Genomic DNA, 3,832 nt, shown 5'->3' with positions numbered 1-3,832 from the left:
TCCTGTCGCAGCGCATCGAGGCCCTGTCAGGCCTGGCCCAGGCCGTGGCCGACGATCAGCCGATGGACACCGCCCTGGCGGCGCTGCCCCTGGCTGAGATGGCCGAGCGGATGCAGGAGACGGCGCACCGCGCCCGGCCCGGCGCCGCGCCTGTCGCAGACGCAGACGACACCGAGCCCGTCGCGACGGCGGGCGTGTTGCACCTGTTCTGAGCCATGGCCGAGGACCGCATCAATCTGGAGCAATCGACGGTCCTTCTGGTGGACGATGCGCCGCAGGCGCTCGACATGCTGGGCTCGATCTTTCAGGGCTTCGGCGTCAAGGAGCAGATCAAATGCCCCTCGGCCGTCGAGGCGGTGAAGATCCTGCAGCAGCGCCCGGTCGATCTGATCGTCATCGATTGCGGCGACCCGGAGATGGACGGCTACGCCTTCACCCGCTGGCTGCGGCGCGAGACGCCCGCGCCCCTGCGCTACACCCCCGTCATCCTGGTGACCGGCCACGCCTCACAGGCCAAGGTGCAGGAAGGGCGTGACTGCGGCGTCAGCTTCGTGGTCGCCAAGCCCCTGACGCCCGCGGTGCTGCTGAAGCGCATCCTGTGGCTGGCGGGCGATGAGCGCGAGTTCGTCGAGTGCGAGACCTACGTCGGCCCCGATCGGCGCGTACGCAACTTCGGCCCGCCGGTCGGAATGACGGGGCGCCGCAAGGGCGACCTGTCGGCTCATGTCGGTCACGCAGTAGAAGAAAACATGGATCAGGCCGACATCGACATGCTGTTGAAACCGCAGAGGGTGTCGCTGTGAGCGAGGTCAGGACGCAGAAGATCCGGACGTCTCTGGCGCAGCAAATGGCTCAGCCGGGCGGCCGCACCCTGGCGGATGTCGAACGCCGCGCCAATGAACGCCTGGGTCGTCACAAGGCTGAGGTCATGGCCGAGATCGAGGCCGCCGTCGCGGGGCTGGAGGGGCTGTGCGCCGCGCGGTCGGAGGCGCCGGCCGCCGAGGTCTATCGACTGGCGTCGCGCATTCTGGATCTGGCGGGTTTCTTCGACACCGGCCCGCTGTTCGACGCCGCCTACAGCCTGGCGGACGTGGCGGACCGCATGGCGGCGGCCGGCGCCTGGGACTGGCCGCCGGTTCAGGTCCATGTTCAGGCTCTGCGGCTGATCCTCAAGGCCGGCTGCGAACGCAACGCGGCCACGGGCCATTTGCTGGCCGGGCTGAAAGCCGTCGCGGTGAAGACGCGCGCCTAATTCCTTCTCCCCTTGAGGGAGAAGGTGGGCGCCGGAGGCGCTCGGATGAGGGGTGTCAGCGCCTCAGTATCCGAACACGGCGACCGCTTTCGGTCATGGATTATCGGGCGTCGCGCCGACACCGCTCATCCGTCTCGCTCCGCGAGCCACCTTCTCCCACAAGGGGAGAAGGGCCAATTCAGCCGTAGCGGGCGATGCTCAGGTCGGCGGTTTCGATATCCGGCGTCTGGCCGCTGATCAGGTCGGCGATGACGCGGGCCGAGCCGCAGGCCATCGTCCAGCCCAACGTCCCGTGACCCGTGTTCAGGAACAGGTTGTCCAGCTTGGTCTTGCCGATGACCGGGGTGCCGTCCGGCGTCATCGGGCGCAGGCCGGACCAGTAGCTGGCCGCCTTCAGGTCGCCCGCGCCGGGGAACAGCGAGCCGACCGAATGCTCCAGCGTGTTGCGGCGCTGTTCCGGCAGGACGTTGTTGTAGCCCGAGATCTCGGCCATGCCGCCGACGCGGATGCGGTCGCCCAGGCGGGTGATCGCCACCTTGTAGCTCTCGTCCATGATGGTCGAGACGGGGGCGGCGGGCTCGTCGATGATCGGGGCGGTGATCGAATAGCCCTTCACCGGATAGACCGGCAGGGTCATGCCCAACGGCTTGACCATCTGCGGCGAGTACGACCCGAGCGCCAGCACATAGGCGTCGGCCGTGACCACGCCCTTGTCGGTCTTGACCCCGGTGACGCGGCCGCCTTCGGCGATCAGGCCCTGGATGGTCGTGCCGTACTGGAAGGTCACGCCCTGCGTCGTCGCATGGTCGGCCAGGGCGTTGGTGAATTTGAAGCAGTCGCCGGTCTCGTCGCGCGGCAGGCGCAGGCCGCCGACGAACAGGTCGCGCGTGGCCTTCAGGCCCGGCTCGGCGCGGATGCAGCCGTCCTGGTCCAGCACCTCGAACGGGACGCCGCCTTCGCGCAGAACCTCGGTGTCCTTGTAGATGCCGTCCAGCTGCTTCTGCGTGCGGAACAGTTGCAGCGTGCCCTGGGTGCGGTGGTCGTACTCAAGGCCCAGTTCTTCGTTCAGCTCGGTCTGCACCACCTGGCTGTAGTCGGCCAGGCGCACCATGCGCGCCTTGTTCAGCGCATAGCGGCTGGAGGTGCAGTTGCGCAGCAGGGCCAGCAGCCAGCGCACGGTGGGGGCGTTGATCTGGGGGTGCAGGATCAGCGGGGCGTGGCGCATGAACAGCCACTTGACTGCCTTGGCCGGAATGCCGGGCGCGGCCCAGGGCGAGGAATAGCCGGGCGAGATCTCGCCCGCATTGGCGAAGCTGGTCTCCAGCGCCGGACCGCTCTGGCGGTCGATGACGGTGACCTCATGCCCCTGGCGGGCTAGGTAGTGGGCGGTGGTCACGCCGATGACGCCGGCGCCGAGGATTGCGATCTTCATGGGTCTTGACCTTACGCGAACCAGACGCGCGGGCCTCCTAGATCAGATTTTGCGCCCGTCGCGCAAGCCGCAGTTTGTGTGCGCCGCAATATCGACAAGGTTGATAAGGACTGCCTGTGTTCAGTCGATCACGGTTGATTATTTGCTCGCTATATCAGGCATGCGCGACAAGCTTGCTCTACGACGACCGGGTCGGGTCGGTCAGCGGCTCGCCGTAGTGACGATCGCCGTGCAGATTGGCGGCCAGGGGCGCGGTGGTGCGCTCGATCATGCGATGGACGACCGGCCGGTCCGGCCCCTGATGCAGGGCGCGGATGCCTTCGTTGATCGAGGCGTCGGCGTGGGTGATCCGCTGGTTGTGGCGGATGTAGTCCAGCCAGGTCGGCGTCTGGTATTTCTCGACCCAGACCTGGGGCTCGGCCAGGTCGCGCATCAGGTGCCACTGGCGGGCGCCGTCGCGGCGGCGGATGCGACGCCGCTCGTCCATCAGGGCCAGGAAGGCGTCGATATCCTCCTCGCGGATGCGATAGGCGATGGTGACGACCACGGGACCGCTGCGCGGTTCGATGGCCAGGGCGGTCTGCGGCTCAGTCCAGCGGCGCAGCAGGTCCATGTTCAGATTGGCCGTCGAGGGCAGGGGCACTTTCAGGCCGATCAGCACGCACAAAAATAGCACCCCCGCAGAAACCCCCAGGGCGACGTCGACGCCATAGGTTTGGGCCAGGCTGCCCCACAGCCAGCTGCCCCCCGCCATGCCGCCGAAGGCCGCCATCTGATACAGCGCCAAAGCCCGCGCCACGACCCAGCGCGGCACCGACATCTGCACCGTGACGTTGAAGCTGGACAACACCAGCACCCAGCCCGCCCCCGCCAGCATCAGCGCCGGCAGGGTGACGGCCAGCCAGGGGATGTAGGCCAGGCCCAGGGCCGCCGCCGCAAAGGCCAGGGCGGCGACGCGGACGATGGTCTCGGTCTCGTATTTCGCGCGCAGACGCCCGACGAACAGCGCCCCGCCGACCGCGCCGATGCCGAACGACCCCAGCAGCAGACCGAACGCCAGGGGGCCGCCGCCGCCTTCTCGCGCGACGACGGGCATCAGGGCCTGGACCGCGCTGGCGCCGACGCCGAACACCAAAGCGCGCAGCAGC

At 68.2% G+C, this 3,832-nt stretch carries 4 protein-coding genes and 1 pseudogene; 3 read left to right on the top strand and 2 right to left on the bottom strand.

Annotated elements, in window-relative coordinates; translation table 11 throughout:
- The 3 genes and pseudogenes from RT567_RS14655 to RT567_RS14645 form a co-directional block, all read left to right on the top strand.
- Nucleotides 1-212, top strand: a pseudogene (locus RT567_RS14655) (hypothetical protein); the annotation flags it as partial.
- A 3-nt stretch (nucleotides 213-215) separates the two neighbouring features.
- Complete coding sequence (locus tag RT567_RS14650) at nucleotides 216-803, top strand: response regulator (RefSeq protein ID WP_292058585.1); 588 nt, start codon at nucleotides 216-218, stop codon at nucleotides 801-803.
- 44 nt (nucleotides 804-847) lie between these two features.
- Nucleotides 848-1,252, top strand: a complete 405-nt coding sequence (locus RT567_RS14645; protein WP_313576992.1) for a chemotaxis protein CheE — start codon at nucleotides 848-850, stop codon at nucleotides 1,250-1,252.
- A 178-nt stretch (nucleotides 1,253-1,430) separates the two neighbouring features.
- Here RT567_RS14645 and RT567_RS14640 read toward each other — a convergent pair whose 3' ends face one another.
- Both RT567_RS14640 and RT567_RS14635 read right to left on the bottom strand, forming a co-directional pair.
- Complete coding sequence (locus tag RT567_RS14640; protein ID WP_409516182.1) at nucleotides 1,431-2,708, bottom strand: D-amino acid dehydrogenase; 1,278 nt, start codon at nucleotides 2,706-2,708, stop codon at nucleotides 1,431-1,433.
- Nucleotides 2,709-2,862: 154 nt separating this feature from the next.
- The coding region (locus RT567_RS14635; protein WP_313576990.1) for an MFS transporter at nucleotides 2,863-3,832 on the bottom strand (970 nt) is incomplete at its 5' end.

Origin of the sequence: Brevundimonas sp., from assembly GCF_032107865.1 — a bacterium.
In the GTDB taxonomy this organism is placed as follows: Bacteria; Pseudomonadota; Alphaproteobacteria; order Caulobacterales; family Caulobacteraceae; genus Brevundimonas.
Note: the sequence above shows the minus strand (reverse complement) of the source record. Positions and strands in the feature narration are given on the sequence as shown.

Bases quoted from the DNA above. Each gene is read 5' to 3' on its own strand.
- RT567_RS14650 (WP_292058585.1), top strand. From the start codon at position 216: ATGGCCGAGGACCGCATCAATCTGGAGCAATCGACGGTCCTTCTGGTG.
- RT567_RS14645 (WP_313576992.1), top strand. From the start codon at position 848: ATGGCTCAGCCGGGCGGCCGCACCCTGGCGGATGTCGAACGCCGCGCC.